Source organism: Cupriavidus basilensis, assembly GCF_000832305.1.
Lineage (GTDB): Bacteria > Pseudomonadota > Gammaproteobacteria > Burkholderiales > Burkholderiaceae > Cupriavidus > Cupriavidus basilensis_F.
Map to the genome: position 1 here is coordinate 3,815,814 of NZ_CP010536.1, position 26,235 is coordinate 3,842,048.

24 protein-coding genes are annotated in these 26,235 nt (G+C 66.5%); 15 read left to right on the top strand and 9 right to left on the bottom strand.

The annotated features are described in order from the left end of the window. Window positions 1–325 precede the first annotated feature (325 nt). Window positions 326–1,288, top strand: a complete 963-nt coding sequence (gene corA, locus RR42_RS17635) for a magnesium/cobalt transporter CorA (protein WP_043349592.1) — start codon at window positions 326–328, stop codon at window positions 1,286–1,288. A gap of 23 nt (window positions 1,289–1,311) precedes the next feature. Here the strand turns inward: corA and mtgA are convergent, their stop codons facing one another. From mtgA to mpl, 8 genes are all read right to left on the bottom strand, one after another. Continuing rightward, complete coding sequence (gene mtgA / locus RR42_RS17640; protein WP_043352319.1) at window positions 1,312–2,013, bottom strand: monofunctional biosynthetic peptidoglycan transglycosylase; 702 nt, start codon at window positions 2,011–2,013, stop codon at window positions 1,312–1,314. Between the two features lie 92 nt (window positions 2,014–2,105). Beyond that, the gene (gene aroE, locus RR42_RS17645; RefSeq protein WP_043349594.1) at window positions 2,106–2,981 is read right to left on the bottom strand and encodes a shikimate dehydrogenase; all 876 of its coding nucleotides are present in this window, start codon (window positions 2,979–2,981) and stop codon (window positions 2,106–2,108) included. A gap of 17 nt (window positions 2,982–2,998) precedes the next feature. Further along, the gene (locus RR42_RS17650; RefSeq protein ID WP_052494689.1) at window positions 2,999–3,868 is read right to left on the bottom strand and encodes an energy transducer TonB; all 870 of its coding nucleotides are present in this window, start codon (window positions 3,866–3,868) and stop codon (window positions 2,999–3,001) included. 162 nt (window positions 3,869–4,030) lie between these two features. Next, complete coding sequence (locus RR42_RS17655; protein WP_043349596.1) at window positions 4,031–6,187, bottom strand: ribonuclease catalytic domain-containing protein; 2,157 nt, start codon at window positions 6,185–6,187, stop codon at window positions 4,031–4,033. Window positions 6,188–6,370: 183 nt separating this feature from the next. Continuing rightward, window positions 6,371–7,111: a 3-oxoacyl-ACP reductase FabG gene (gene fabG, locus RR42_RS17660; RefSeq protein ID WP_043349597.1), complete on the bottom strand. Its 741-nt coding sequence runs from the start codon at window positions 7,109–7,111 to the stop codon at window positions 6,371–6,373. Between the two features lie 28 nt (window positions 7,112–7,139). Then, window positions 7,140–7,781 (bottom strand): chorismate--pyruvate lyase family protein, encoded by a 642-nt coding sequence (locus RR42_RS17665; RefSeq protein ID WP_043349599.1) that lies wholly within the window; start codon window positions 7,779–7,781, stop codon window positions 7,140–7,142. 7 nt (window positions 7,782–7,788) lie between these two features. Continuing rightward, window positions 7,789–8,454, bottom strand: a complete 666-nt coding sequence (locus RR42_RS17670) for a YqiA/YcfP family alpha/beta fold hydrolase (protein WP_052494690.1) — start codon at window positions 8,452–8,454, stop codon at window positions 7,789–7,791. Between the two features lie 12 nt (window positions 8,455–8,466). After that, the gene (gene mpl / locus RR42_RS17675) at window positions 8,467–9,864 is read right to left on the bottom strand and encodes a UDP-N-acetylmuramate:L-alanyl-gamma-D-glutamyl-meso-diaminopimelate ligase (RefSeq protein WP_043349602.1); all 1,398 of its coding nucleotides are present in this window, start codon (window positions 9,862–9,864) and stop codon (window positions 8,467–8,469) included. Window positions 9,865–10,093: 229 nt separating this feature from the next. On the opposite strand from mpl, the gene RR42_RS17680 reads away from it, so the two are divergent. The 10 genes from RR42_RS17680 (at window position 10,094) to RR42_RS17725 (ending at window position 18,983) form a co-directional block, all read left to right on the top strand. Further along, the gene (locus tag RR42_RS17680) at window positions 10,094–10,807 is read left to right on the top strand and encodes a hypothetical protein (protein WP_043349604.1); all 714 of its coding nucleotides are present in this window, start codon (window positions 10,094–10,096) and stop codon (window positions 10,805–10,807) included. 112 nt (window positions 10,808–10,919) lie between these two features. Then, entirely contained in the window at window positions 10,920–11,468 is a 549-nt protein-coding gene (locus RR42_RS17685) for a TlpA family protein disulfide reductase (protein ID WP_043349606.1), read from the top strand. Between the two features lie 206 nt (window positions 11,469–11,674). After that, the gene (aroQ, locus tag RR42_RS17690) at window positions 11,675–12,169 is read left to right on the top strand and encodes a type II 3-dehydroquinate dehydratase (protein ID WP_173430691.1); all 495 of its coding nucleotides are present in this window, start codon (window positions 11,675–11,677) and stop codon (window positions 12,167–12,169) included. A gap of 158 nt (window positions 12,170–12,327) precedes the next feature. Continuing rightward, entirely contained in the window at window positions 12,328–12,786 is a 459-nt protein-coding gene (gene accB / locus RR42_RS17695; protein ID WP_043349608.1) for an acetyl-CoA carboxylase biotin carboxyl carrier protein, read from the top strand. A gap of 183 nt (window positions 12,787–12,969) precedes the next feature. Next, window positions 12,970–14,337, top strand: coding sequence for an acetyl-CoA carboxylase biotin carboxylase subunit (accC, locus tag RR42_RS17700; protein ID WP_043349611.1), 1,368 nt, complete (start codon window positions 12,970–12,972; stop codon window positions 14,335–14,337). 43 nt (window positions 14,338–14,380) lie between these two features. Next, the gene (gene prmA / locus RR42_RS17705; RefSeq protein WP_043349612.1) at window positions 14,381–15,295 is read left to right on the top strand and encodes a 50S ribosomal protein L11 methyltransferase; all 915 of its coding nucleotides are present in this window, start codon (window positions 14,381–14,383) and stop codon (window positions 15,293–15,295) included. Window positions 15,296–15,304: 9 nt separating this feature from the next. Then, complete coding sequence (locus RR42_RS17710) at window positions 15,305–16,858, top strand: DUF3426 domain-containing protein (RefSeq protein WP_043349615.1); 1,554 nt, start codon at window positions 15,305–15,307, stop codon at window positions 16,856–16,858. A gap of 71 nt (window positions 16,859–16,929) precedes the next feature. After that, a complete protein-coding gene (gene tpx / locus RR42_RS17715) occupies window positions 16,930–17,430 on the top strand; it encodes a thiol peroxidase (RefSeq protein ID WP_043349617.1) in 501 nt (166 codons plus the stop codon). Window positions 17,431–17,545: 115 nt separating this feature from the next. Next, the gene (locus RR42_RS17720) at window positions 17,546–18,493 is read left to right on the top strand and encodes a carbohydrate kinase family protein (RefSeq protein WP_043349620.1); all 948 of its coding nucleotides are present in this window, start codon (window positions 17,546–17,548) and stop codon (window positions 18,491–18,493) included. A gap of 22 nt (window positions 18,494–18,515) precedes the next feature. Further along, window positions 18,516–18,983 carry a membrane protein gene (locus tag RR42_RS17725; protein ID WP_043349623.1) on the top strand — a complete coding sequence of 156 codons (468 nt, stop codon included), beginning with the start codon at window positions 18,516–18,518 and terminating at the stop codon, window positions 18,981–18,983. Window positions 18,984–19,490: 507 nt separating this feature from the next. Here the strand turns inward: RR42_RS17725 and RR42_RS17730 are convergent. Further along, window positions 19,491–20,072, bottom strand: a complete 582-nt coding sequence (locus tag RR42_RS17730) for a histone H1-like DNA-binding protein (protein WP_043349628.1) — start codon at window positions 20,070–20,072, stop codon at window positions 19,491–19,493. 1,741 nt (window positions 20,073–21,813) lie between these two features. Here RR42_RS17730 and RR42_RS17745 point away from each other — a divergent pair. The 4 genes from RR42_RS17745 to RR42_RS17760 all read left to right on the top strand — a co-directional run bounded on the left by RR42_RS17745 (window position 21,814) and on the right by RR42_RS17760 (window position 26,198). Then, window positions 21,814–22,296, top strand: coding sequence for a DUF2147 domain-containing protein (locus tag RR42_RS17745; RefSeq protein ID WP_043349637.1), 483 nt, complete (start codon window positions 21,814–21,816; stop codon window positions 22,294–22,296). Window positions 22,297–22,631: 335 nt separating this feature from the next. After that, window positions 22,632–23,966 (top strand): MFS transporter, encoded by a 1,335-nt coding sequence (locus RR42_RS17750; RefSeq protein WP_043349641.1) that lies wholly within the window; start codon window positions 22,632–22,634, stop codon window positions 23,964–23,966. Between the two features lie 14 nt (window positions 23,967–23,980). Further along, window positions 23,981–25,213 carry a metal-dependent hydrolase family protein gene (locus tag RR42_RS17755; RefSeq protein WP_043352324.1) on the top strand — a complete coding sequence of 411 codons (1,233 nt, stop codon included), beginning with the start codon at window positions 23,981–23,983 and terminating at the stop codon, window positions 25,211–25,213. A gap of 82 nt (window positions 25,214–25,295) precedes the next feature. Continuing rightward, the gene (locus tag RR42_RS17760; protein ID WP_043349645.1) at window positions 25,296–26,198 is read left to right on the top strand and encodes a LysR substrate-binding domain-containing protein; all 903 of its coding nucleotides are present in this window, start codon (window positions 25,296–25,298) and stop codon (window positions 26,196–26,198) included. Window positions 26,199–26,235 lie beyond the last annotated feature (37 nt).

Genomic DNA, 26,235 nt, shown 5'->3' on the forward strand with positions numbered 1-26,235 from the left:
CGTAACGACGACCGCCGGAGCCGGCTTTATCCCGCTCCACCGCCTCGTCGGACTCGCCCGCAGCACATACTGCGGGTGAGTGTTCTTCCGTGTCCCTGACGGCCGCCGCCGCGCGCGCCGCTTAGTCCCGGACTAGTTCCTCCCCCGGCTTGCCAGCCATGAACGGCAAACGCCATCGCCTTGCGCGCCCATCAAGCGCACAGCGCGATCACGCTTGCCAGCGGCCCCGAGCTTCGCCGTTTTCGCGCGAAGCATGGGCTCGTCCCATGGCCGGCGAGCCCATGCCTGCGCGTTTCTTCGCCAAACGCAACAAGGAAGCCCTGGGATGATCAACCTGTTCGTCCTGCAGAAAGGCCGGCTCGCACAGGAGCAGGTCGACGATCGCAATGAACTTCTGCAGCACAAGCCGATCTGGATCGATGTCATCAGCCCCGATGACGAGGAACTCGCCTGGATCAAGGAAGCCTACGGCGTAGCCTTGCCGGAGCTGGAAGACCTGGGCGACCTGGAAGCCTCGGCCCGCTACTTCGAGGGCGAGGACGAGAACATCCATATCCGCACCGACTTCCTGCTGGACGAGGAAGACATCTCGCGCAACGTGCGCGTGGCGTTCGTGCTCACGCGCGACGTGCTGTTCTCCATTCACGACGAAGACCTGCCGGTGTTCCGGCTGGTGCGGTTGCGCGCCCGCATGCGCCCGGGCTCGGTGCGCAACGCCAAGGACGTGCTGATGGACCTGTACGCCACCGATGCGGAATATTCGGCGGACTCCATCGAGGAGGTCTACGAGCGGCTGGAGGAAGCCAGCAAGCGCGTGCTGGCGGAGAACGTGACCGATGCCGCAGCGGCCGACGTGCTGGAAACCATCGCCCGCGAAGAAGACTTGAACGGCCGCATCCGCCGCAACGTGATGGACACACGCCGCGCGGTCTCCTTCCTGATGCGCAGCCAGCTGCTGTCGGCCGAGCAGCAGGACGAAGCCCGCCAGATCCTGCGCGACATCGACTCCATCGAGAACCACACCGCGTTCCTGTTCGACAAGATCAACTTCCTGATGGACGCCACGGTCGGTTTCATCAACATCAACCAGAACAAGATCATCAAGCTGTTTTCGGTGGTCTCGGTGGCGCTGATGCCACCCACGCTGATCGCCAGCATCTACGGCATGAACTTCAAGTTCATGCCGGAGCTCGACTGGGCCGCGGGGTATCCCTGGGCCATCGGGCTGATGGCCGTGTCGGCTGCGATCCCGCTGGTGTACTTCAAGCGCAAGGGCTGGCTAAGCTGAACGTGAACTGCGCTGCCCCGGTCTCAGTCGGGCAGCGTGGCCGCGCCCATGCGGCGCGCGATGATGTTGGCCTTGACCTTGAAGTTCACGCGCACATTGGCGCAGTACTCCTTCTTGTCGAAGCACTTCGGCGCCGGCAGCGCCGCGGCCAGGCGTGCTGCCTGGCCCACGCTCAGCTTGGCGGCGCTGGTCTTGAAATAATGCTGGGCCGCGGCCTCCGCGCCGAACACGCCCTCGCCCCACTCCACCGAATTCAGATAGATCTCGTAGATACGCTGCTTGTCGAGCCAGAACTCGAGCATCCAGGTGATGGCCAGCTCCTGGCCTTTGCGCAGGTAGTGCTGCTCGGACGAAAGGAAGAGGTTCTTGGCCAGTTGCTGCGTGATGGTGGAGCCGCCACGCACGATATGCCCGCGCTTCTTGTTGCGCTCCCAGGCATCGAGCATGGAATCGAGCTCGTAGCCGGGATGGTTGACGAAGTCGGCATCCTCGCTGGCGATCACCGCGCGCTTGAGGTTGCGGGAGATATCGTCATAGCCGACCCAGCGGCGGTCCACCTGGCAGCTCCAGAACTTGAAGCCGCACAGACGCCACTGCTCGGCCCGCATGAACGCCGTGGATGACGGGTTCACGGTTTGCCAGGCAGCGATCTGCAGGAAGAAATACACCTGCATGGCCAGCACGCCGGCGATCAGCGTGCCAAGCAGGTAGGCGAGCCAGCGCAGCGGGTTGAGGCCGCCGCCCCTGCCGCCTTGAGCCGCCCCGGGACGGGCGGTGTGCTTGCGCTCAGCCATGTTCGAGCCAGCCGGCCTGCGCTTTAGCGCGCAGCTTCAGCCTGCAGCGCCGCGCGCAACGTTGCCAGCACGGGCGCGGTGGCGGGCCGCACACCCCGCCAGTTGTAGAAGGCCTCGGCGGCCTGCTCGACCAGCATGCCGAGCCCGTCACTGGTGCGCGCGCCACATTGGGCGGCGAACTTCAGGAATACGGTGGGCTCCGCGCCGTACATCATGTCGTAGGCGAGCACGCCCTTACCCAGCAGTTCCGCCGGCACCGGCGGCAACTCGCCCTGCAGGCTGCTGCTGGTGGCGTTGATGACCACGTCGCAGGCGTCTTCATCGGTCAAACCCGCCAGAGCGTCAAAGCCACCGCCCCACAGCTCCACGCCGTACTCGTCCGCTTGCTGGGCCACGTTTTCCAGGATATCGCTGGCGCGCTGGGGCGTGCGGTTAGCCACCACGATGCGCTCCGGCCGGCAGGCGATCAGCGGCAGCATGGCGCCCATGGCGGCACCGCCCGCGCCCAGCAACAGGATGCGCTTGCCTTCGAGCAAGGTATCGAGGTTGACCTCGATATCGCGCGTGAGGCCGACGCCATCGGTATTGTCGCCGTGGATCACGCCGTCCTCGATCCACATGGTGTTGACCGCGCCCGCGCTCTCGGCGCGTGGCGTCAGGCGCTCGGCGAGGTCGTAGGCTTCAAGCTTGAACGGCACGGTCACGTTCAGCCCGTGGCCGCCGCCGTCGAAGAAGGCGCGCACGGTGGCAACGAACCCATCGAGCGGCGCCAGCAGGCGCTCGTACTCGACGGCCTCGCCAGTCTGCTGCGCAAATGCGGCGTGGATGGCAGGAGAGCGGCTGTGCGCGATGGGGTTGCCGATCACGACGTAGCGGTCGGCGGGAGTCTGGGATTGCATAGTGTCAGGTGATGGCGTCATCGGGACTGCAGGCGAGTTTCCAGCCCACTGCGCGAAAACTTGAATGTGGAGATCACTTCGAGAATATCCTGGCGCGCCTGCATCTGCGCCGTAAAACCGCCGAACGGCGCCGCCGCCCGCACAATGGCAACCGCCTGGCGGTCCAGCACGGGATCGCCCGAGCTCTTGACCACGTCAATGGCGTCGATGTTGTAGCCATCGCGGTTATAGCCAAGCCGGCCCTGCCGGTTGACGTTGATCACCAGGATCAGTTGCCCGTAGATCGGCTTGCCATTGCGCTGGGGGAAATCGCTGGTGCCGCGCGCTTCGATCTTCTGGCGCAGGCGGTCGTAGTACTGCGCGTACTCCACTTCCTGCGCGCTGGTGGCGGTGAGCTGGTAGCGCTTGGGCCGTTTGGCGTATTGCTCGAGGTTGCGGCCGATCTCGGCTTCGAGCTTGGCCATCTCGTCCAGCGAGGTGCGTTCGTCCTGGCCGCGCAGCGGGTTTTCCACGCGCTGCTGGCCGGGCTTGAGCGGCTGGCTGTGCACGGACGGCGCGGCTTCGCGCGACTGCGTCATCAGGCGCTGCTGCTCCTGCTCCATCTGCTCCACGCGGCGCTGCATCTGGCGCACCAGGTCGCCGTCCTTGATGACGGTCTGTGCCGGCAGCGGCGTGGTGGCGCGCTGCTGGTCGTGCTCGCCACCGCCGTCGAGGTTGGCCTGGGCCAGCACGGTGGGGTTCTGCGGGCGCTGCGCCGATTTGGAATTGACCAGCACCACATCGAGCGCGGCATCGGTGCGCTTGATCTCGAACGCCTGCGGCGCCACGACGCGCACGGTCAGCAGCAGGGCATGGGCCAGCAACGAGACGACCAGCGCCTTGGCCATCGTGCTGCTGGCGTTCCACCACTGGCGGGGAGAAAAAGCGGCTTTCACGATGGGCGGGACGTTGGCTGGGAAGCGTCGATCGGGAGCGACTGGGGCCGGGGTCCGTGGGACCCCGGGGTCAGACTGCGATTGTAAGGGAGCGCCTCGTTTTTTCCGAGGAACTCAGCCCGCGCCGCCGGTACCGGTGTCGCGTGTGTCCGACGCGGCGCCTTCGCTTGTGGCATCCGCGGCACTCGCGGCTTCGTCATCGCCGGCTTCCCCAGCCGCAGCGTCAACCTCACCTTCGGTTGCCCCTTCGGTCACACCCTCGGCGGCGGCTTCGGCAGCTTCCTCGGCCGCGGCTTCAGCGGCGGCTTGCGCCGACACTTCGCCAGCTTCGTCGTCCCGCTCCATCTCCTCCTGCGGCAGCTCGCCTTCGCCGGCAAACACCTCCAGGACCCGGCATGACACTTCCAGCGAGATCTCGTCGATCGCGCCGATCTCCAGCAGCACCTGTGTGCCGCGCGACGCCTGCATCAACTCCGGCACGCGCGTGACCAGCGGGATCTCGGCAAAGCGCACCGCGCCTTCCTTGAGCACCGAGCCCATCAGGCGCTCGCGCTTTTCCTGCTGCAGCCAGCGCAGGCACCAGTAGCGCTCCATGGTCGACTGGTGGTCGGCATAGGCGGCGTAGGTGCCTTCGAAATCCGCCACCGCGGCCAGCAGGTCCGAATCCTTGGGCTTGAACGGCGCCACCAGCTTTGCCGTGATGCCATGCTGGGCGACTGCCAGGATCTGCCATTGGTTGACCAGGTCGACATAGCGGCGCAGCGGCGAGGTGCTCCACGCATATTGCGCCACGCCCAGCCCCTCGTGGGGCGCTGGGTAGGTCTGCATGCGCGTGCGGTTCATGCCCCAGGCCTTCTGCGTGCGGTAGATGCCCGGCACACCGTTGTCGGCAAGCAGCTTGCCCCAGGTGCTGTTGGCCAGGATCATCAGCTCGGCAACGATCTTGTCGAGCGGGGAGCCGCGGCGGCGCTGCTCGATGCGTACGCGTTCGCCGCCATCTTCCAGCAGGTCGATGTAGAAGCTGTAGTCGGCGCGGTTGTGCGACTCGGGACGCAGCCCGCTGGCCAGACGCGCCTTCTGGCGTTCGTCGTGCAGCCAGCCGGAGAAATGGAACAACTGGGTCAGCGCGTCGCGGAACGGGTAGTCGCCGGTGCCGGCGGCCAGCGCGGCCTCGGTCACCACATCCTCGAGCAGGTTGTGGCGCAGGTTGGCCGCGATCTTGACCAGCTCGGCGCGGGTCTCGCTGCTGACGATCATCTGCAGGGCCGGGTCGTAGACCACATACAGCGACAGGGCCGGGCATTCGCGCCCTTCCTGCAACGTGTAGCGCTCCACCACCGAATCCGGCAGCATGGTGATCTTGTCGCCGGGGAAATAGACTGTCGACAGGCGATGGCGCGCCACGGCGTCGAGCGGCTCGCCACGGCGGATGCCCAGGCCGGGCGCCGCGATATGGATGCCCACGCGGATCTTGCCGCCATCCAGCGGCGTGACCGACAGCGCATCGTCGATCTCCGTGGTGGTGACATCATCGATGGAGAACGCCTCCACATCCGCGCGCGGCAGTTCGCCGGCGGGTTCCGGCACGGCCACCTCGGGAAAGCCGGTGCCCTTGGGGAAGCATTCGGAGAGGAACTTGGCCTCATGCAGCGCGCGCGGGCTGGCAATGCCGCCCACCGCCACCATCAGCCGCATCGGCGACATGCCTAGCGCGGTGCAAGCGGCGTCCATCGCCTTGTATTCGAGGCTGTTCTTGTCGGGCTTGAACAGCAGTTGCAGTGCCTTGCCGCGGAACGCGTCGGGCAGGGTCAGGGCCTTGAGCTGGTTTTCGTACTCAGCCTGCACCAGGGCTTGCTGCTTCTTGCGCTCGAGCGCGGCGAGCGCAGCCTTCAACTGGTCTTCCGGCGCGCGCTGGTAGCGCCCGCGGCCCTTGCGGCGGAAATAGACCGGGTTGCCGTGCAGCGTCTGCGCCAGCGCGGCTTGCTGCACCACGCTCGCACCCGCGCCGTAGTACTCGGCCGCCAGGTCGACAAAGCCGAACTCGTCCTCCGACGCACATTCCCACAGGAATTCCAGGTCGACCTCGCCGACCAGGTCGGCGGTCTGGCGCAACAGCTCGATCGCCGACGGCTGCGCGAACTGCAGCAATACGTCGCGCGACTTGACCTTGGTGCGCTTGCCCGCGGGCAGCTCCACCTGGTACGACTCGCCCTGCTGGGTCAGCACGGTGCCGGCGCGAATCTCGCCGCCTTCTTCGAACAGCAACTGCATGGATCGGTACTTTCAGAAATGCCGGGAACCGCACTTGGCAAACCAAGCACCCTGGCGCTTTGTGACGCCTGCGGGAACGGCCCGGTGAGAGAAATGGTGCAAGGCCGCCTTCAGGCAAGGCGGCAACCGGACCTGGGATGATACCGCACCGCGCCGGCTGCAAGCCCGGCGCAGGGCGGGCTGTTACAGCGACATGCCGCCGCTGGCCTCGATCGCCACGCCATTGACGTAGCTGGCATCGTCGCTGGCGAGGAAGGTGTAGATGCTGGCGATTTCGGCCGGCTGCGCCAGACGGCGTAGCCAGCAAGACGATTTCATGCCGTCCAGCACCTTCTCCGGCACGGTCTGCAGGATCTCGGTGGCGACGAAACCCGGGCACACCGCGTTGACGCGCACGCCCTTGGGGCCCAGCTCGCGCGCCCACGTCTTGGTCAAGCCGATCACGCCGAACTTGCTCGCCGCATAGTTGGTCTGGCCGAAGTTGCCGTACAGGCCAACCACGCTGGACGCATTGAGAATCACACCTTTGCCCTGCTCGGTCATGATGTCGGCCACGGCCTGGGCGCAGTTGAAGACGCCCTTGAGATTGACGTCGATCACCGCGTCGAACTGGGCTTCGGTCATCTTGGTCAGGCGTGCATCCTTGGTGATGCCCGCGTTATTGACGAGGATGTCGACGCGGCCGTGCCTGGCCAGCGTGGCCGCCACCATGGCGTCGACCTCGTCGCGGCGCGTCACATCGACCTTGTAGGCGCTCACGGTGGCGCCTGAAGCGGCGAGCGTCTCGGCAGCGGCGCGCACGCGCTCCTCCTGCACGTCGCAAAGCACCACCAGCGCACCTTCCGCGGCAAAGCGCTGCGCGGTGGCAAAACCGATCCCGGCGGCAGCGCCGGTGATGATGGCAACACGTCCCTGCAATTTCATGATGGTCGTCTCTTCTTCTTGGTCGCGATTATCGATTTGGGGAAAGTTCTTGCTCTGGATGGCTACCTGGCGGCTTCTGCCTGGAACCGCTCAGTTCCGGCGCCGGCCGCGCCAGCAGGTCGGGCAGGAATACCTCGGTCACCAGCATGATGCCGTCGCCACGCCGGAAGACCGAGCGCCGCGCGGGCAACACCGACGACGCAGCGAGCTCCAGCATGGCCGGCACGGCTAGTTCCAGCCGGCGCCGCAGCGGGTGATGCGCAGGCAGGCGCGCAAAGGCAAACGGCTCGCGCTGCACGCGGGGATCGACGAACAGCGCGCCGCCCAGCGGGCGCTCGCCCAGGCCGCGCAGGAACGGCCAGTCGCGCCGGGCATGGTCGGGCTTCACCACGGTATGGGCAAAGATGGCCGGCACGCCGTCACAGATCAGCAGCACCTCGCGCGCCAGCGCGCGGCGGCGGGCAGGCAGCCCCAGCGCCTGCCATTCATCGGCAAGGGCGACTTCCATGCGCTGCGCCAGGCGGCGCACCCGGAAAGCGTCCGACGCTGCCACCAGCCGGGCGGTGAGCGATCCATCACCCGTCACCCAGCGGCGCAGGTTGGCGCTGATGGCGGGATCTTCGGGTAGATGGGCGTGCCAGCCACTGCGGCGCAGATGCGCCCCGTTCATGCCGCGCTCATGCCTGCGGCTCCGGGTCGATGGAGCCGCTCTGGCTGATCTGGCTGATCTGGCTGATCTGGCTGATCTGGCTGATCTGGCCATCGGGTCCATAGCCGCAGAAAGCGAGCACTTCGTCGACGTAGTCGGCAAATTCGCTGATGCCGTGGTCGCTGCCCTCGATGACGCGCGTGTGTGCGCCAGGGAAGGCCGCCAGCATCTCGCGGTAGTCCAGCACCTCGTCGCCGGTCGCGGCCATCAGGAAATAGCGCTCCGGCCGGGTGATGGGCTCGGCCCGCAGCGCCAGCAGTTCATCGAGGTGGTGGCGCTCCACCCGCACCGAGCCGCCGCCGTGCCAGAGCGGCTGGTCGCCCAGGTGACGCTCCAGGTCGGTCCAGGGATGCACCGCCGGGTTGAGCAACACCGCGCGGCAGCCGTGGCGCTCGGCCAGCCAGCGCGCATAGAAGCCACCCAGCGAGGAGCCAATGATGGTGAGCGGCTGCGCGCCACCGGCTTGCGAGGCCGCGATGGCCGCCTCGGCCTGGGCGATGGCCTGGGCCGGCGACACATTCAGCACCGGGCAAGCGTAATAGCGGCCCACGCCCCATTCACGCATCCGCTCCTGGACCAGGCGCGCCTTGAAGGACTGGGGAGATGAGCGAAAACCGTGCAGGTATAGCAGCATGCCGGGCCCCGCTCAGGCGCAAGCACCTGCGGCAAAGGCGTCCAGCAGCTTCTGGTGGACGCCGCCGAAGCCGCCGTTGCTCATGACCAGCACATGATCGCCCGGACGCGCGGCGGCTCGCACCGCGCGCACCAGCTCGGGAAGGTCGCTGAAGGCGGCCGCGCGCTCGCCCAGCGGCGCCAGCGATTCGGCCAGGTCCCAGCCCAGGGCATCCTTGCCGCTGGCCGCGCCATACCCGAACACCAGGTCTGCCGCCTCGAGGCTGGCCGGGAGCTGCGCCTTCATCACGCCCAGCTTCATGGTGTTGGAGCGCGGCTCCAGCACCGCCAGGATGCGCGCCGCACCAACCCGCTTGCGCAGGCCTTCGAGCGTGGTCTGGATCGCCGTGGGATGGTGGGCAAAGTCGTCATAGACCGTGATGCCATTGACCACGCCACGCACCTCCATGCGGCGCTTCACATTAGCGAAGCGCGACAGGGAATCGATGGCCTGCGGCGCTGGCACGCCCACATGGCGGGCAGCCGCAATCGCAGCCAGCGCGTTCATCCGGTTATGCGTGCCTTGCAAGGCCCAGCTGAGCCGACCTTGCAGCACGTCGCCGAACCAGACATCGAAACTGTCCTGGGTCATGCCGTCGCCGATGGCATTGCCTTCGGCGGGCTCGCCCGCACGCCAGTCGCCGATGCCAAATTGCTCGGTCTCGCTCCAGCAGCCCCGCTCCAGCACGCGCGCCAGGCTTTCCTCGAAGCCGTTGACGATCAGCCGGCCTTGCTCCGGCACGGTGCGCACCAGATGATGGAACTGGGTCTCGATGGCGGCAAGATCAGGGAAGATGTCGGCGTGATCGTATTCCAGGTTGTTCAGGATGGCGGTGCGCGGACGGTAGTGGACAAACTTGCTGCGCTTGTCGAAGAACGCCGTATCGTACTCATCGGCCTCGATCACGAAGAAGTCGGACTCGGTCACCCGCGCCGACACGCCAAAGTTCTGCGGCACGCCGCCCACCAGGAAGCCCGGCTGGTAGCCGGCATCTTCCAGGATCCAGGCCAGCATGGAGGTGGTGGTGGTCTTGCCGTGGGTGCCCGCCACCGCCAGCGTCCATTTGCCGCGCAGCACATGCTCGCCGAGCCACTGCGGGCCGGAGACATAAGGCAGGTTGCGGTTGAGGATGGCCTCCATCAGCGGATTGCCGCGCGACACCACATTGCCGATGACGAACAGGTCCGGCTCCAGCGCCAGCTGGCCGGGATCGAAGCCCTCGATCAGCTCAATGCCCTGCGCCTCGAGCTGCGTGCTCATCGGCGGGTAGACATTGGCGTCGCATCCGGTGACGCGGTGGCCAGCCTGCTTGGCAAGCACGGCCAGGCCGCCCATGAATGTGCCGCAGATACCGAGGATGTGAATATGCATGGGATTTAGGATTGGGCGGGCCAGGGCGGCCGGGCCGGGTTGCTTCTGGATGGAAAGAATTGTACCTGAGGGGGTGACGGCGAAGCCGTGTGGGAAAGGCCCGCGGCCGGGCGCGGCGGATTTCCGGGCAGGCGCGTTCGCGCCGGGGAATCTCCCCGTCACCGGCCACTCTAAAAAGCAAAACCCAACCCCAGCGCGCAGGCCGCGATCCCTCCGGTATCATCCCCCCATGCCCCGCCGCCCCACCCTCGACCCCATCCGCCTGCGCGAAGAAATCGCCCAGGCCGCCGCCCGCATGATCGCGGAAGATGGCACCGACTACGCCACGGCCAAGCGCAAAGCTGCGCGGCAGTTGCTGGGCGACGTGCGCGTGGCGGGCGAGTGGCTCCCCGACAACGAGGCCGTGGAGGCGGAAGTCCGTCTCTATCAGGCACTGTTCCACTCGGAGAGCCAGCCCCGCGTCCTGGCGTTGCTGCGCCGGCTGGCGGTACTTGCCATGCGCGACCTCGCCGCATTCCGCCCGTACCTGGCCGGGGCTGTGCTCAACGGCACCGCCACCGAGCATTCCGACGTCTATCTGCAGTGCTTCTGCGATAGCCCCAAGGATCTCACCCTGCACCTGCTCAACGCTGGCGTGGACTTCGACACCAGCGAGACCCGGCACTTCGCCGGCCGCGGCGAGGTCGAGACCCTGAGCTTCCTCTGGAAGGGACAGTGGCCTGCCATGCGCGACGCGCGCCTGCTGGCTGGAGAGATCCGTGCGGAACTTGGCCAGCCCGTCGGCATTCATATAGCGCTGTATGATGCGGATGACGAACGCGGCGCAGTCCGGGCCGCGGCCGGCGGCCGGGTTGCCCGTGCCGATGTGGATGCGGTGCTGGCCCTGCTGGCGGCCGCCGAAGCGGCGGCACCCCAGGTGCCCGACGCGCCCGCAGCGGCCTGAGCGCCAGCCTTGACCCGGAGCGCGCGCGAGGCCAGCCAGGGCCATGCGCACCTTCCCGATCGAACCATCCGGGTCCTTACCTCTTCCATCAGCCGCTATCTTTCTTGCTGCCATGACCTCTTCCACCAGCACACCTGTCCGCCGCAGCCGCCTCTGGGTCTGGCTTGCCGTTGCCGTCGCGGCCGCCGCCGCGGGCGCGCTGGCCGGGCACTATGTGTTTTCGCCCAAGCCGGCATCCGACGAGGCCGTCGAGACGTTCCTGCGCACGCAACTGCCAGACCCGGAGGGCACCCAGATCAACTTCGCGCAACTTCGTGGAAAAACGGTGGTTGTGAACTTCTGGGCACCCTGGTGCGGCCCCTGCGTGGAAGAAATGCCCGACCTGAACGCGTTGCATAAGGAATACGCGGGGCGAAAGGTGGAATTTGTCGGCATTGGCATTGATTCCGCCAACAATATCCAGCAGTTCATCAAGAAGATCCCCGTCTCCTACCCACTGGCCGTGGCCGGCTTTGCCGGTACGGAGCTCTCGCGCAACTTCGGCAACGCGGCCGGCGGCCTACCCTATACAGTGATCATTGCGCCAGATGGCACGGTCAGCTACCGCAAAATGGGCAGGGTTTCCCCTGACGAGCTGCGCGTCGCGCTGCCTCGTAGCTAGCCACAAGATTCTTGATTTGGGGCGAATTTCTCCTAATCTTGTTCGATCGTCACGCAATTTGATCGAAACGCGATTCCGCGGCCCGAAAGTGCGGAATCGAACCTGAAAACTCGCCTGCTTTGAAGCTGCCTATGTCTACGCTGCTAGACAAATCACTCTAAGCTACGGTAATCTCCGCGCAATTTCGTTGAAATGGTCGAGCCGCCGTGATCGATACACCTCCCGAACGCCGCTCTCCCCGCTACCGCAAGGTGCTGGTCCTGCACGGACCGAACCTGAATTTGCTGGGCACGCGGGAGCCGGAAACTTATGGGTACACGAAACTAGCCGATATCGACCTGGCCCTCGCACAGCGAGCCCGCCAGACCGGCATCGCCCTGGCTACGTTTCAGTCCAACCATGAGGGCGCGCTGGTGGATCGTATCCATGCTGCGCGCGACGAGGGCGTGGATTTCATCATCATCAACCCGGCCGCCTATACGCATACCAGCGTAGCGCTGCGCGATGCGCTGGCCGGGGTGGCGATTCCGTTTGTGGAAGTCCACTTGTCGAACGTGCATCGGCGCGAGAACTTCCGTCATCACTCTTACTTCTCCGATGTGGCGATCGGCGTGATCTGCGGACTTGGCTGGCAGGGGTATCTGCTGGCGCTGGACTATGCCCTCGGGCAGGAGCTGGAACAGGCACTGCCCAAGGCCTGATCCGCATATTGATTTCTTAAACCGTTACCGCGCCCCCGGCGCCTGCCCCGCCGCCATGTTCGCGGCGGACCACGGCAGCCCGCCGGAGGCGTCAGTTTTTCCCGGACGCAGTCACCAGAGCGGTGGCCGCCGGACAACCCGATTCAGGAGGATAGAAGATGGACCTGCGCAAGCTGAAGACGCTGATCGACCTGGTGGCCGAGTCCGGCATCTCCGAGCTGGAAGTCACCGAAGGCGAAGGCAAGGTGCGGATCGTCAAGGCGCCGCCGCAGGTCATCGCCGCGCCGATGGCCATGCAGCCGATGCAGGCACTGCCCCCGGCCGCCGCGCCGGCCGCGATGCCCGTCGCCGGTACCGAGCCGGCCGCGCCGCAACTGCCGGTCGGTCATGTCGTGACCTCGCCGATGGTCGGCACCTTCTATCGCGCACCGTCGCCGGGCGCCGCGTCGTTCGTCAATGTGGGCGATACCGTCAAGGAAGGCCAGACGGTCTGCATCATCGAAGCGATGAAGCTGCTCAACGAGATCGAGTCGGACAAGGCTGGCGTGATCAAGGAAATCCTGGTCGAGAATGGCCAGGCGGTGGAATACGGCCAGCCGCTGTTCATCATCGGCTGAAACTGACCGGCATGCCGCGCCACCCGCAGCCTGCGCCGGCGTTCTCCGGCCAGCCATGGTGGCGACGGCCACCGGGCGTTCCTCGTCCCGGTGCCAGCACCCCCGCCCGCACTCCGGCTGCCCTCGCCGGGGACGCCACGATCCGCCGCGGTGGGACCGCCTTTCTCCTCGCAGAGAGTGACTATGTTTGAAAAAATTCTGATCGCGAATCGCGGTGAAATCGCCCTTCGCATCCAGCGCGCCTGCCGCGAGCTCGGCATCAAGACTGTGGTGGTGTATTCGGAAGCCGACAAGGAAGCCAAGTACGTCAAGCTGGCCGACGAAGCCGTCTGTATCGGCCCCGCGCCCTCGCCGCTGTCGTACCTCAACATGCCGGCCATCATCTCGGCCGCCGAGGTAACCGACGCGCAAGCCATCCACCCGGGCTACGGCTTCTTGTCGGAAAACGCCGACTTCGCCGAACGCGTGGAAAAGTCTGGTTTCGTCTTCATCGGCCCGACCTCCGAGAGCATTCGGCTGATGGGCGACAAGGTCTCGGCCAAACAGGCCATGATCAAGTCCGGCGTGCCGTGCGTGCCGGGTTCCGAAGGCGCCCTGCCCGACGACCCCAAGGAGATCCTGGCCACGGCGCGTGCCGTGGGCTATCCGGTCATCATCAAGGCAGCGGGCGGCGGCGGTGGCCGCGGCATGCGCGTGGTGCACACCGAGGCCGCCCTGGTCAATGCGGTCAACATGACGCGCGAGGAAGCCGGTCGCGCCTTCGGCAACCCGGAGGTCTACATGGAGAAATTCCTGGAGAACCCCCGGCACGTCGAGATCCAGATCCTGGCCGACCAGCATCGCCAGGCGATCTGGCTGGGCGAGCGCGACTGCTCGATGCAGCGCCGCCACCAGAAGGTCATCGAAGAAGCACCTGCGCCGCACATCCCGCGCCGCCTGATCGAGCGCATCGGCGATCGCTGCGCCGAGGCCTGCAAGAAGATCGGCTACCGTGGCGCCGGCACCTTCGAATTCCTGTACGAGAACAACGAGTTCTACTTCATCGAGATGAACACGCGCGTGCAGGTCGAGCACCCGGTCACCGAGATGATCACCGGCATCGACATCGTGCAGGAGCAGATCCGCATCGCCTTTGGCGAGAAGCTGCGCTGGCGCCAGAAGGACGTGCAGCTGCGCGGCCACTCGATCGAATGCCGCATCAACGCCGAGGACCCGTTCAAGTTCACGCCGTCGCCCGGGCGCATCACCGCGTGGCACATGCCCGGCGGTCCCGGCGTGCGGGTCGACTCGCACGCGTATGATGGCTACTTCGTGCCGCCCAACTACGATTCGATGATCGGCAAGATCATCACCTACGGCGCCACCCGCGAGCAGGCCATCGCCCGCATGCGGATCGCGCTGTCGGAAATGGTGGTGGACGGCATCCAGACCAACGTACCGCTGCACCGTGAGCTGATGCTCGATGCCAACTTCGTCGAAGGCGGCACCAGCATCCACTATCTCGAGCACCGCCTGGCCCAGAAGAACGTGGCCAAGGGCGGCAAGATCTGAAGCCCCGGCGCGGCCAGTCATAACTGATCGACAAGGATCGCCTGTGGCATTTCAGGAATGTGTGATCGAAATCGCACAAGACCAGGCCGAAGCCTGGTCTGATGCGCTGTTCGACCTCGGCGCGCTGTCGGTCTCGGTGGAAGACGCCGATGCCGATACGCCCGACGAGCAGCCGCTGTTTGGCGAGCCCGGCATGGAGCCGACCCGCCTGGCATGGAACCGCTCACGCGTGGTGGCGCTGTTTGACGACAGTGCCGATCCCGTGCTGGTGGTGGCCGCCGCCGCCAATGCGCTGGGCGTCGACCCGGTGCCGGCTTACCAGCTGCGCCCCGTCGAAGACCAGGACTGGGTGCGCCTGACGCAATCCCAGTTCGCGCCGATCCGCATCGGCGAGCGCATCTGGGTGGTGCCGTCCTGGCACGATGCGCCGGACCCCGACGCGGTGGTGCTGGAGCTGGACCCGGGCCTGGCCTTCGGTACCGGCAGCCATCCCACCACGCGGCTATGCATGCAGTGGCTGGAACAGAACATCAAGGCGGGTGAAACGGTGCTCGACTACGGCTGTGGCTCGGGCATCCTCGCCATCGTGGCGCGCAAGCTGGGCGCCGGCGACACGCTCGGCATCGATATCGACCCCAACGCGGTGGAAGCCTCGCGCTATAACGCCGAACGCAATCGCGTGGAGGCTACCTTTGCGCTGCCGGAAACCGTCTCTGAGGCCAGCTACGACCTCGTCGTCGCCAACATCCTGTCCAACCCGCTGAAGCTGATGGCGGCCATGCTGAGCGCGCGGGTTCGCCCCGGCGGCCGGCTGGTGCTGTCGGGCGTGCTGGAGCGGCAGGCCGACGAAGTCGCCGCAGCCTACGCGCCCTGGTTGCCCATGTCGGTCTGGCGCAGCGAGGAAGGCTGGGTCTGCCTGCATGGGACCCGCGGTGAAGGCCCCGGCACCCAGCGCTGAGCCAAGCCCATGGCCGCAGCCAAGCTCGTCACGCGTTGCCCGGCCTGTCGCACTGCCTTTCGGCTGGTGGCGGACCAGTTGCGGCTGCGCCAGGGGCTGGTCCGCTGCGGCCAGTGCGACACCGTCTTCGATGCACGCGAGCACCTGATCGAGTTGCCGGCGCCAGAGCCGGCAGCCGGCCCCGGGACCATCGCGCAGCCGGGGGAAGACATTGCCGCCCCTGCCCCCGCCACGCCCCCTGCACAGGAGGCGCCCGCCGAGCACGCGCACGAAGAAACACACAAGGCTGCCCGCGCACAGCGCGCCCCGCGCAAGCGGGCACATGCCGTGGCGCCACCGGACACGGAAGCGCACCCGGCCGAAGCCACCGCCGTGCCGCATGAAGCACCGCACTTCGACACGTCTGCCCAACACGACGCCGACGACAGCCGCCCCACCGCCGTGCCCTTCGACCCAGGTTACGACCCTGGCTATGACGTGCCGGCGCTTGACGCGCCCACCGTCATGCTGTACCAGACGCAGGCGGAAGCCGACGAGGCCGTGCAGGCCAGCAACCATCGGGCGGAGCCGGAAACCGGCGCCGCCGACGCTCACGAGGACGAGCCTTGCGCGGTGTTCGTACCCGGCATCGTCGAGAGCGAGGAAGCTGGCCTTAGCGCCGCTGCCGAGGTAGAGGCAGAGGCGGGGGCGGACGCACCGCAGGCAAGCGAAGCACCCGCCCCCGCGCCAGAAGCAGCACCCTGGCCGCAACTCGACCCCAGCACGCTAGGCGACGGCGATGCCACGCACACCGCTGACATCGCCGATACGGAAAACGCCACCGACACGGCGGAAGCGGCGGAAGCGGCGAACGAAGCATCCGCCACGCGTGCCGCCGCCAACACCGAGGCCGACGCAGCGGCCATCCCGAGCGCAAGCGGCTATCTGCGCGCCGAAGCGCAGGACGATCTCCCCGAGATTCCCGAAGCGGCCTCACGCGAACAGGCCGAGCGGCCGTGGATGCGCAGCGACACGCCCGCCACCCCGTCCTTCGCGCCCGACTTCCTGCGCCACGCGCGTGAGCGCGATCCTGGCCCGGCCAGGCGCAAGCGCATGCTGCAAAAGCTGGCAACCGGGTTCCTGGTGATCGCGGGACTGCTGCAAGGCACCTACCTGGCGCGCAGCCAGCTGTCCGGCCGCTTCCCCGTATTGCGGCCCGCCTTCGAGGCGGCCTGCGCGCCGCTGGGTTGCGAGGTGGCGCCGTGGCGCGACATTGATGCCTTGCGCATCGAGAGCTCGCTGCTGCAAAAGCAGGATGACGAATCCGACGCCTACCTGCTCGCCGTGACGCTGCGTAACCAAGGCCGCGCCACCGTGGCGCTGCCCGCCATCGAACTGGTCATGACGGACCTCCAGGACCAGCTCCTGCTGCGCCGTGTGCTGCAACCCGCCGACTATCTCGAATCCGAGCAGCAGGCCTTTGCCAGGCATGGCCTGCGGGCAGGCACGGAGCTGCCGGTTCGGGTACGATTCCGGTCGCAGCAGGCGGCGGCAAACTACCGCGTGCTGATCTTCTATCCCTGAATTCCATCTGGGCTCGCCGCTAATCCCTAGCGCCCCCGATTTGCGAGCCCGCATTTCACACAGGAGCACATATGAGCAACGTCACCCTCGGCGGCAACGCCATCGAAGTCGGCGGCAAGTTTCCGCAAGCCGGCGACAAGGCCCCCGCATTCTCGCTGGTCGGCAAGGACCTGAAGGACGTCACGCTGGCCGACTTCGCCGGCAAGCGCAAGGTGCTCAATATCGTCCCCAGCCTGGACACCCCGGTGTGCCAGGCTTCGGCCCGCAAGTTCAACGAAGCCGCCAGCGGCCTGGCCAACACCGTCGTGCTGACCGTCTCGGCCGACCTGCCGTTCGCCATGGGCCGCTTCTGCACCGCTGAAGGCCTGGCCAACGTGGTGCCGCTGTCGCTGATGCGCGGCGCCGACTTCAAGGGCAACTACGGCGTGGACATCAAGACCGGCCCGCTGGCCGGCGTGACCGCGCGCGCCGTGGTGGTGCTCGATGAGAACGACACCGTGAAGTACAGCGAACTGGTCTCGGAAATCAAGAACGAGCCGAACTACGACGCCGCACTGGCCGCACTGAAGTAAGCGCGCCACCTGCCAGGCTCGGCCACCCGGCAAAACGGGTGGCCGTTTTTGCATTCAGGGGCACCGGCATGACCCGGTGGCCCCGTCAGCCCGCATTACGAGAATTGGAGAGAGCATGTCCAGCCTGATCTGTGGCTCCGTTGCCTACGACACCATCATGACGTTCGAGGGACATTTCCGCGAACATATCCTGCCCGACCAGATCCACATGCTGAACGTGTCCTTCCTGGTCCCGTCCATGCGCCGCGAGTTCGGCGGCTGCGCCGGCAATATCGCCTACACGCTGAAGCTGCTTGGCGGCGACCCGCTGGTCATGGCCACCGTCGGCGTGGACGCCGAGCCCTACCTGCAACACCTGCGCGCGCTCGATATCAGCACCGAGCACATCCGCACCCTGCCCGACACCTTCACGGCGCAAGCAATGATCACGACCGATCTGGAGAACAACCAGATCACGGCGTTCCACCCCGGCGCGATGAACCAGTCGCAGCTCTCGCAGGTACAGGACGCGCTTGGCGGCAGCAACGCGCCGGGCCTGGGCATCGTCGCCCCCGACAGCCGCGAAGGCATGCTGCACCACGCGCGCCAGTTCGCCGACGCCGGCGTGCCGTTCATCTTCGACCTGGGCCAGGCCATGCCGCTGTTCAACGGCGACGATCTGCGCCAGTTCGTTGAACTCGCCAGCTACGTGACGGTCAATGACTATGAAGCCCAGGTTCTGCTGTCGCGTACCGGCTGGACCAGCGATGAAGTCGCCGCGCAGGTCAAGGCGTTCATCGTGACTCACGGCGAAAAGGGCGCCACCGTCTTCGCCGACAAGCAGAAGTACAATATCGCCTCCGTGAAAGCGGATCGCGTCGTCGATCCGACGGGCTGCGGCGATGCCTTCCGCGGCGGCCTGCTTTATGGCATCGAACAGGGCTTCGACTGGGAAACAACGGGCCGGCTTGCCAGCCTGATGGGCTCCATCAAGATCGCGCACCAGGGTCCGCAGAACCATAAGCCGTCGCGCGACGAAATCGGTGAACGCTTCCAGTCCGCTTTTGGCTACCGCTACGAGTAACACCTTTTTCGGGATTGATCCTATGCACACCCTGTTTCGCACCAGCGCCATCGCGCTCGCCGCCGCAGCCACCCTGGTGGCTGGCTGCGCTGCGCAGTCGAATTCCGCCAGCATCTATACGCCGGGCCAGGCGCAGCGCGAGCAGACCTTGCGCTACGGCGTGGTCGAGACGGTTCGCGAGATACTGATCCAGGGCGACCAGACCGGCGCCGGCACCATCGCCGGTGGCGCCATCGGCGGCATCGCCGCGGGCAGCACCATCGGCAGCGGCGGCGGCTCGGTGGCGGCCGGCGTGCTGGGCGCCGTGCTCGGCGGCATCGCTGGCAGCATGGCCGAGAACAAGATCAGCCAGCGCCGTGGCCTGGAAATCACCGTGCGCCTGGACAACGGCGATATGCGCGCCATCGTCCAGGACGCCGACGAAGCCTTCCGTCCGGGCGAGCGCGTGCGCTTGCTATCCTCGGGCGGCACGACCCGCGTCACGCACTAAGAGGCTGTTTCAAAATGAAGCGAAGCGGTTCTGGCTAGGCGCGCGGCCGCAGACAGTACAACTGGTACGGCAAGGCCGCGCAACGATGCCAGAATCTTTTTGAAATGGCCTCTAAAAGCAGTACGCGGGACGGCATAGGGCGGCCCTGGGTGGCCGCGCAGCGGGGGCGCAACCAAGAGGTTGCCACCCCACCGTTCGATGGCTCCTGGCACGTTCTGGAGCGGTCTGCGGGACCGCCCTGCACACGCCGCATGCGATCCCCGCAAAGCGCTGCCTCCCTCACCGGAGCAGCGCTTTTTCTTTGCGGCGTTGCCGGGCCGGGTTCTCATGTCCCGCGCCCCGCTCCGCGCTTGCCGTTTTTCGATCGCCCATGAAAAAACCCGCCGGGCTTGCACCATCGGCGGGTCGGCAAGACTAGCGTCTTGCCGACCGGATACGCGGTATCCGGTCAGTGCGGCACGCCCTGCGTGCCTTGGCATTTCCCGGCGGTAGCCGTTGCCGGCACGCTTACGGACGGGTGCCCGTGGGGAAAGGCCATGCCGCAGCCGGGTTCAGCGCGGTCTTGGCAGCTGCAGCGGGTGCAACAGCAGGTGCAGCGGCAGGCTTGGCAGGCGCGGCCTTCTTGGCAGCAGCCTTCTTGGCCGGTGCCTTCTTGGCAGCAGGCGCCTTCTTGGCCGGTGCGGCCTTCTTGGCAGCAGCAGCCTTCTTGGCGGGCGCGGCCTTCTTGGCAGCCGGTGCAGCCTTCTTGGCCGGTGCGGCCTTCTTGGCGGCGACCTTCTTGGCCGGTGCGGCCTTCTTCGCTACAACCTTCTTGGCAGCAGCTTTCTTGGCCGGTGCGGCCTTCTTGGCTACAACCTTCTTGGCTGCGGCCTTCTTCGCCGGTGCGGCTGCCTTCTTCGCTACGACCTTCTTGGCGGCGACCTTCTTCACTGCAGCCTTCTTGGCCGGTGCAGCTTTCTTGGCCGGTGCTGCCTTCTTGGCGGCGACCTTCTTCACAGCGGCTTTCTTGGCCGGGGCGGCTGCCTTCTTGGCGGCCGGCTTGGCGGCGACCTTCTTAGCCGCCGGTTTCTTCTTTGCAGTCGTTGCCATGGATAACTCCTTCACTAGAGAGTGAATATCGAATGACCTAAGTTGGCGACCCGACCGACCCGAGGCGCGATACAGCAATGCGACCCCAATCGAGCGAGCGATTCATCGGCGCACGGCGCGCGTTGTGGCCGCACGCTAATGAATTCGGTGGCAGGGGCACCGCGGCGCGCGGTGCGAATGTGGCCAAGCGGAGCCCGCAGCCGGGCTTCTGACGCTTGCCGCGCCCTGGAATATTCGATCTGCCCGCGCCATCCGCCGGATCGGCGCGCGACATGAAAAGAGAGATATCGGCCGGCATATCCGTGATGCGGGCCAAGCCACGCACACCACGTACGGCATTTTTTCGGGGGTAGTTCGCCCATCCCGTTACTGGGCCAAAGGAGACTGCACGCGTTTTAGAAAACCAGTACGGCTTGGTCTGCGTCAAAGTTCTAGTGCTCCTGAGCTACCTGTTTCATTGCATCGAAGTGGGTGGCGCTCATCGTTGCGCATCACGTCCAACCTCATCGTTGCATCTTGCTGTCTTGCCTACCATGCAGCCATGCAATGAAGTGAGACTCTTGTCAAGGCGAATCATAATTCGTTTGTTGGGCGATGTTAAGAAAAAAGTGCAAAAAAACTTGCGTGCGAGCATGACAACTTCATCGTCTTCGTCGTTGCGCCGCGCTGACCTCGTCTTTGCTTGCGCGCGCTGCGCTCTCATCGCGTCTCTCGCACCCTCGCGACGCTGCTCTCGAGCATGCGCGATGCCCCTTCGACACGGCATCGCGCGAGCGTGAAGACGTCGCTGGCGTGCTCCGGATTTTCGGCGCGCGCATCGCAGCGGGCGCGACTCCCATGCCTTTTGGCAATGCCGATTCCCGCTCATTGTGTAAAGCCGGAAACCCGCATGCACAAAGGCTTTTAGGGAAGCAGAAAAGTTCTGCGCAACAACCGTCGGCACGCGTTGCGCGAGCGCTGGGACGCGTGATGCCCGGATGCGATCGAGCGCTGCGAGGACATCGGCAGCGCTACCGCGAAGACGCGCATCCGCAACGCAGCGCGCGGCGCGCACAGTGCGCGTCGCCTCAACTCGGCATGCACGCTCACGCGCAGCGCGCGCAGTGATGCGCCGACGCAACGGTTTGAGAATCGTCACCGCGACGCGCGCTCTCCAACGATGCTCGAACGATGTGGATCACCATCTCGCACGCGCATCGCGCGAGCGTCATTGACACGTGAGACACCCTTCCGAATCTCGCTTCGCAGGTGCTGTCGCTGGTGATCTCGCCGATGATCTCGCCGGTGATCTCACGGCGGTGTCGGCATGCATCCGACAGCGGATGACTTCGCGCGTCGACCAGGCCAGCAGTTCGCGTGGCGAGGCATCGGCTCGCGCACCATCCAAATGGACTACTGCGAATGGAGCAGGTCGCCGGTGCGCGCAAGGAACGCGAGCGTGGATGGCCGCACGCGCCGGCACCCCTGCGGCAGCAAGCGCGCCGTGGCGCCCCTGCTTGAAACGTACCGCTAGAGGATTGCTTCGAGTGCCGGGCAGCGGACAATTTGCTGCATGACAAAATCCGCCTGCTTCCAGACGCCAGGCCGGTCTGCGGCAGATGCCGGGGGGGCTTTGGTGCGTATGCAAAGGCGGGCTGGCGATTGCAGCACGAGCGCATCGCCAGTAGATTGGCGTACGCGCGCCGCCGGGTTGGCCCTGTGCTGGCATCATGGCGCGCACCAACTCGAAGAGGAGATCCCGATGCACTTTACTGCCCCCCGCTGCGTCGCACGCGCCGCCGCCGTCGCGGCACGCACCGCCGTGCTCGCCGGCGCGTTGCTGGGTAGCGCCGCTGCGCTGGCCCAGGCCACCCCCACCGGCGCATGGAAGACCATCGACGACGCCACCGGCAAGCCGCGCGGCCTGGTGGAGATCAGCGAACAGAACGGCGTCTATAGCGGCAAGCTGGTCAAGAGCTTTACCGAGAACGACGGCAAGATCAAGGTGTGCGACAAGTGCACCGACGCGCGCCGCGACCAGCCCATCATGGGGATGACCATCATCACCGGCCTGCGCAAGACCGGCGACAACGAGTGGAGCGGCGGCGAGATCCTCGACCCCGAAAGCGGCAAGCTCTACAAGACCAAGATGTCGCTGGCGGACGATGGAAAGAAACTCAACGTGCGCGGCTTCATCGGCATCAGCCTGCTGGGCCGCACCCAGACCTGGGAGCGCGAACGCTAGCCTGCCACGACTGGCGATGCCGGTGCCACCGACGGCACCGGCATCATCGCCAGCTTGCCTGCGCGCATCGCCGCCGCGCCACCTCCGCCACATCCTCCCCCGCACGCCCCACCCATGCCGCCCGCGCTCCCTTGCGCGGCTTGCGGCCCGTCGCCTGCCATGCGCTGCCCGCATGACGACATGCGCAGAATTCGTTTTCGGCACGGCGGCGCTGCTCCTACCATCGGACTACCTGCCGTGCGCCGATGGATCCCCGACCGCACCGGGCGGCGCTGCCACGCCGACCCGGCATCGACGCGGTGCGCGCACCGGGCCCGCCAACCCAGGAGGATGTCATGCACGCAAGCGCCCACCCAGAAGCGCCATCGAAGCCACCAAGCGTCAGCGGCGCGCAACGCCGCCACGCCATCGTCGCCACCGTGATCGGCAACGGTCTCGAGTGGTTCGACTTCACCGTCTATAGCTTCTTCGCCGTCATCATCGCGAAGCTCTTCTTTCCCACCGGCAACGACCTGTCTTCACTGCTGCTCGCGGTTGCCACGTTTGGCGTGGGATTCTTCATGCGGCCGGTCGGCGGCATCATCCTCGGGGTATACGCCGACCGCGTAGGCCGCAAGGCAGCGCTGTCGCTGACCATCCTGCTGATGGCGCTGGGCACCACCATGATCGGCCTGGCGCCCACCTATGGTCAGATCGGTGTCGTCGCACCACTGCTGATCGTGGTGGCACGGCTGCTACAGGGCTTCTCCGCCGGCGGCGAAATGGGCGGCGCCACCGCCTTCCTGACCGAGTACGCACCGGTGGAGCGCCGCGCCTACTACTCCAGCTGGATCCAGGCGAGCATCGGCGTGGCCGTGCTGCTGGGCGCCGCGGTCGGTACCTTCGTCACCTCCGCGCTGAGCACCGAGGCGCTCAATAGCTGGGGCTGGCGCCTGCCATTCCTGCTCGGGATCGTGATCGGGCCGGTGGGCTACTACATCCGCCATCACCTCGACGAGACGCCGACCTTCCGCGATGCCACCGACAAGTCGGACTCGCCGCTGACCGAAGTGCTGCGCGACTACCCGCGCCAGACCGCGGCCAGTTTCTCGATGGTGATCTTGTGGACTGTCTGCACCTATGTGTTGCTGTTCTATATGCCGACGTACTCGGTCAAAGTGCTCCATGTGCCGCAGTCGACTGGCTTCATCGCCGGCATGGTGGGCGGCCTGGCGATCATGGTGTGTTCGCCGCTGGTCGGGCTGCTGGCCGATCGCATCGGGCGCCGCGTGCTGCTATCGGGTTCCGCGCTGCTGATCCTGGTGCTGGCTTACCCGATGTTCGCCTACATCAACCAGGCCCCGGGGCTGGCTTCGCTGGTGGTCTTCCAACTGGTGTTCGGTATCTTGATCGCCACCTACACCGGCCCGATCCTGGCGGCGTTCTCCGAGCTCTTCCCGGCCAAGGTGCTGTCGACCGGATTGTCGGTGGCCTACAACCTGGCGGTCACCATCTTCGGCGGCTTCGCGTCGTTCATCATCACCTGGCTGATCGCCAGCACGGGCAGCGCCATGGCGCCTGCGTTCTACGTGATGTTCGCCGCCGCCATCAGCCTGGCTGGCACACGCCTGGTGCGCGAGCCCGCCTACCTGCGCCCGGCGCAGGCTACCCGAGCCACTCAACCCGTCTAATGACCGTCCCGCGCATGAAACAGATCCTACTCAAGGGCGGCAACGTCCTCGACCCTGCCCATGGCAGCCTTCTGCAACGCCACGATGTGCTGATCGAAGGCGAGCGCATCGCCGACGTTTCGGCTACGCCGATCCACGCGCCCAGCGCGCAGGTGATCGACCTCTGCGGCAAGACCGTGATGCCCGGACTGATCGACTGTCACGTGCACGTGCTGGCGTCGCTGGCCAACCTCGGCCTGAATGCGGTGCAGCCTAATGTACTGGTGGCGTTGCGCGCCGTACCGATCATGAAAGCCATGCTCGAGCGCGGCTTCACCACCGTGCGCGATGCGGGCGGCGCCGACTGGGGCCTGTCGCAGGCCATCGAAACCGGCCTGGTGCCGGGCCCGCGCATCTTCCCGTCGGGCAAAGCACTGTCGCAAACCGGCGGGCACGGCGACTTCCGAGCGCGCGCCGATGTGCTGGAGCCATGCTCGTGCGCCTTCCGTGCCGGCGCCATCGCCCGTGTGGCCGATGGTGTGGATGCGGTGCGCCTGGCGGTGCGCGAAGAGATCCAGAAGGGCGCCACGCAGATCAAGATCATGGCATCCGGCGGCGTGGCGTCGCCCACCGACCCGATCGGCAACACGCAATACAGTGAAGACGAGATCCGCGCCATCGTGGCCGAGGCCGAAGCGGCCCAGACGTATGTGATGGCGCACGCCTATACAGGCCGCGCCATCGCGCGCGCGGTGCGCTGCGGCGTGCGCACCATCGAGCACGGCAACCTGGTCGACCGCGCCGCCGCGCGCGTGATGCGCGAGCATGGCGCGTTCGTGGTGCCTACCCTGGTCACCTACGATGCGCTCGCGCGCGACGGCGCGCGCCTGGGCTTGCCGGCGGAATCGGTGGCCAAGATCGAAACCGTGCGCCAGGCCGGCCGCGACTCCCTCGCCATCTATGCGGACGCCGGCGTGCCGATGGGCTTTGGCTCCGACCTGCTGGGAGAGATGCACCAGGACCAGTCGGAAGAGTTCCGCATCCGCGCAGAGCTGCTCGGCAACCTGGAGGCGATCCGCAGCGCCACTTCGATCGCCGCCGCGATCCTGCAGCGCGAAGGCGAGCTCGGCACCGTGCGCGCCGGCGCGCTGGCCGACCTGATCGCGGTCGATGGCAACCCGCTGGCCGACATCGGCCTGCTCGGCGGCCAGGGCAAGCACCTGGCGATGGTGATGCAGGCGGGCAGGCTGCATCGCCAGCCGGGCTGAAGTCAAACGCGGCAAACGAGGCAAACGCGGGCGGACAGTGCCCGCGGACTATCATGACGGCTAAACCGTTCCATTCGCCGCCATGCGCATCTCCCCCCTTCCGCCCCTGCCCTGCCTGGTCGCCTTCGAGTCGGCCATGCGGCATGGCAGCTTCACCCGCGCCGCCAGCGAACTTCACCTGACGCAGAGCGCCATCAGCCGCCAGGTGGCGCAGCTCGAACACTTCCTCGGCAAGAAGCTCTTCATCCGCGAGCCGCGCGCACTGCGCCTGACGGTAAGCGGCCAGGCTTATGCCGAAGAGGTGCAGCGCCTGCTGTCGGCCTGCGCCGAAGCGACCGAGGATGTGATGAAGCGCAAGGGCCATGCCGAGCTGACGGTGGCCTGCTCCTGCGGCGTGGCGGTGCTCTGGCTCACGCCCAGGCTGGCGGCCTTTCGCACCGCGCACCCCGACATCCACCTGCGCCTGCTGGTCAACGACAGCCTGGCCTCGCTCTCGCCCGCCGAGTTCGACGTGGGCATGTATTACCTGCGCGAGGGGCCGCCGGCGGGACTGGCATCGCGCCGGCTTTACGACGAGGACGTGTTTCCCGTCTGCGCGCCGCGCTACCTGGCCGGCCGCCGGCTGGCGCCAGCGGACCTCCCCGGCGAGACCTTGCTGATGCTGGAAGACGGGCAGCGCCAATGGATGTCGTGGCAGACCTGGCTGGCGCACAACGGGCTGGCGGACGCGCGGCCACCGCACAAACTGGTGGCCAACCAGTATCCGATCCTGCTGCAGCTCGCCATTGAAGGCCAGGGCATCGTCCTGGCATGGCGTCACATGATCGACCGCTGCCTGCAGGAAGGGCTGCTGGTGCGCGCCTGCGAGGCGAGCGCGAGCCTGGGCGGTGGCTACTACGCGGTGTGGCCGCAAGACCGCGCGGAGGCCGCGGCAGCGCGCACGTTCCGCAACTGGCTGGCACAGCAGAGCGCGGAAAGCCAGTAACGGAGCGCATGCGGGTTCAGCGAATTGACAGGTTCGC